This is a genomic window from Soonwooa purpurea (assembly GCF_053891095.1).
Window position 1 is genome coordinate 1 of the sequence record NZ_JBSSMA010000039.1, and the last position, 3,382, is coordinate 3,382.

A 3,382-nucleotide genomic window follows, 5' to 3' on the forward strand; every position below is an offset into this window, starting at 1 on the left:
CCAATCGTTTGACTTCCTTCAGTCGTTGGGCTGTATCATAGATGTAAATTTCTCGCAGACCAGAAGGTGGTGTAACACTTCTAACGCCTACCAAAGGGTCATAACTATAAGTAGTGATTTGATAATCACTAAGGCCAGAATCTTTTCTTAGAGCATCTAAAGTGTTTATTAAATCTGTTTCTGTTTGATCAGCATTAGACAGTGTGGCATTAAAATCTGAATCGGAGGCATTAATTGCAGCTATAACAACAGACTTGCTTTTTATATCCTCATATTTTGCACCTTCAATCTTAGCAATCGGCTTGGTCTTGTCATAACCCCAAATAATACTAACTGGAATACCAGATTCCAAGGTGTACTCTGTCAGATTTCCTCGATCATCATAACCGCCGAAGGAAACTTTTAGATCCGATGCCGAGATGCTTTCTCCTTTTTTATAGTATACATATTTTGGTAAAACATTATTTCCAAAAACAAAAAAATCCGTACGTTGCTCTGAAGTAGGTAATGTATTATTAAAGGTCTTAGTCAATATAGCTTCTGATAACTGATTTCTATTTTTAAGCTCTTGTATTGCATCATACTGTGATTGTCCTCCAGCCTCCTGCACAGTTATATCTTGAGGGTATTTTAGAACGGATCGCAAGGTTTCTCCCTGACTCCCCGTAGTAACAAATTCAACAGGATAGGTGTGTTTATAGTCTGGTACAGAATAATTTTGTGTGATAACTTTTTCTACTAAACTAGTCGGACTTACATAATCCCTTGTCGTCGTTTTCGATTCCTGAATCCAATAATTATTTAGTGGAAAAATACTATATTTAAATGCAAAATTACCCAAAACCTGTTTTTGCACCTTTATCATAATACCTAGTCCCATAGAACTAGGAGTATTGGAAATTGTATTACTATATTTATAATTGAAATATTTATCATAAGCATAATCTTTTATACTCTCCCTTACTTTATTATTTTTGGAATCAAATAGAATCTCTGATTTTAATAGTCCTCTTTCTAGTCCATCAATTGGCCAGGCAATAGATAAGCCATATGGATCAACAGCTGTCCCATAATATGAAGGTTCATTCAAAAAGCTATATTCTTTACGATAGGAATTAGACGAAACGTTTTCATCTATAAAATATTCTTGAACATTAGTATAACCTATCGACTTTCCTCTCACAGTTGAGGTTTGCCAACCTGGGTTATTAGACACACTATGCTCTTCTACATAATGCCCTTCAAATCCTAATGGAATCATATTAGTTGTATAGGCTCCAAAAGTCTGTTCTCCCTGATTAACACCACTGCTTTGTGTATAAGGTAACGAATTATTAGAAGTGGGTACCTTGTATGTATACTGACGGGTTATTTTCTTTCCATTATTATCTATAGATTCTATTTTTTTCACTCTAATAGTCCCTACACTCAGAGCCGTTATGGTATTAATTGGAGTTTTAACAATATTTTTCCATGAATAACTTGCAGTACAAGTCGTTGGATAAGCACTCGTATCAGGTGTTATGATTAATTCGTAAGTACCAACAGGATCATGTCTTTCCATAGTTTTTGACCCTTTAAATATTTCTACTGATCCATTAGGTTTTTTTAAAGTTAAATAGCAAGCACCAAGTGGAAGCGGACTTATAGAATTTCCAATAAAATCCAAATTTTGGGTAATTGGATCTTCATTTGTGATTGTAAAAACAGTATGATATTCATTCGAGTCTGAAGATCTAACATCGTGTGATACTTCATCAATATCATATTCATACTCAATAATAGGAAACTCTGAAATATCAGCCTCATCAGATTCATATTCAACACTTGTATAACCTCCTGTTGGATAAATTATTTTTTTTAGATTACCCAATTTTCCATAATTAATATCTGGAGACTTGTCAGCATTCAAATATGGAGAGTTAATATTAGAGTTTGAAAATGCTATCGCCTTTTCTCCATTATCTTTCCCATTGTAAATCCCCCAATAATCTTGGTTATTGGATATTCTGTTAGGTAAATTTTTATTGTTATAACTTTCATAATATTCTAAATTGTAAGTTCCATTTGTCAGATTATCGTGAACATTTATTAGTTTTAGACGTTTATCGGCTCCTACTAATGCGTTAGCATAATTTTGTAGACGGGGTATCATTAATACTTTTTCTTGTGATACAAAATAATCATAGTTTAATGTGAAATTTTTAATTATTTCATTGTTTCTATTTCTGACAATAATTTGTTTTAGGGATAAATCTCCTGGTATATCCTGTCTAGGAATTACATCATTATATATAAACTCTATCATTCCTTCTTTAAATTGGATCTCTGTCAAAGGTTTACTTTTTAATGTTGTTATATTAACACATTTATTAGCAAATGGTCCCATAGCACTCGGTATATATCCTGGAGGGATATAACCTATAGTGGCTATTCTTTCCCGAGTGGTTACAGAATTTACATATTTAGCATTTACATTTAGTGAATTATTAGGGTCATATAAAAATTTAATTTCTTGATTTTTCGGTGAGTTAATTTTTTCTATTCTAAAATTAGGATCTTCTGATTTATCTAAACTAGGCATGCAATCGTTATAGGTTGATAAAGAGGACATAGGACTTGAAAAATAATATGTAAATCCTTTTTCATCTATCATTTTAATATCGTTGTACCCACCATTTATTGTTATTTTTGTTTGGCTATACGGCATAGTAACTCCCTCGCTACCTGCAGCATTAAAAATAAATTTCCCATTACTTGTTAATAAATTATATGTAAAAACATCGGGAATAATATCGATCGGAGCTTCGCCCTGGATAGCTCCTGCTAAAAGAGTAGCCAATTGCTGGTCGGAATTGGAATATTCGGGATTAAAATTAGGGGGCAGAATAAATCTTGGGAAATTTTTATCCTGTACACCAATTACTTGCTGAGACAAAGAAGGACCTGTACTAAGAACCCAGCCTAAACCAACTCTAGTAGCAACTTGTCCTACAGTAATACCCGTAGTTGTATATCGTAACTCAATAGGGATTTTTTCACCGTCAAATTCGATAGTGTACAAAGGGATTGAAAAATCAGCAACTCCAGTATAATTACCTGCGGGAATATCTACAAATTTAGATAAAGCAGCTGCTTCTGGAGATTTTGGAAACATATCTGTTGTTACTGCTTCTTTATAATTTCCTATTGTAACCTGTGCTAAACTTCCTACATAGAAGGTAGAGAACATTATAATAAAAAATAACTTTTTTATCATTCCTTAATAATTTTAGTTGAATATTCTTGATTTTGTTGATTGTTGGTTTGTGCTTTGATGATATAAGTTCCTTGCGGAAGATTGCTTGTATTAATCTTTGTAACTCTATTTTTTGTTTTTATC

The 3,382-nt window shown here is 32.7% G+C and carries 2 protein-coding genes; both read right to left on the minus strand.

From position 1 onward, the window contains the following. Positions 1-3,259: hypothetical protein (locus tag ACVFVN_RS14500; RefSeq protein WP_456235833.1), on the minus strand; the 3,259-nt coding region annotated here is incomplete at its 3' end. Continuing rightward, positions 3,256-3,381, minus strand: coding sequence for a T9SS type A sorting domain-containing protein (locus ACVFVN_RS14505; RefSeq protein WP_456235834.1), 126 nt, complete (start codon positions 3,379-3,381; stop codon positions 3,256-3,258). The genes ACVFVN_RS14505 and ACVFVN_RS14500, both read right to left, overlap by 4 nt. Between the last annotated feature and the right edge of the window lies 1 nt (position 3,382).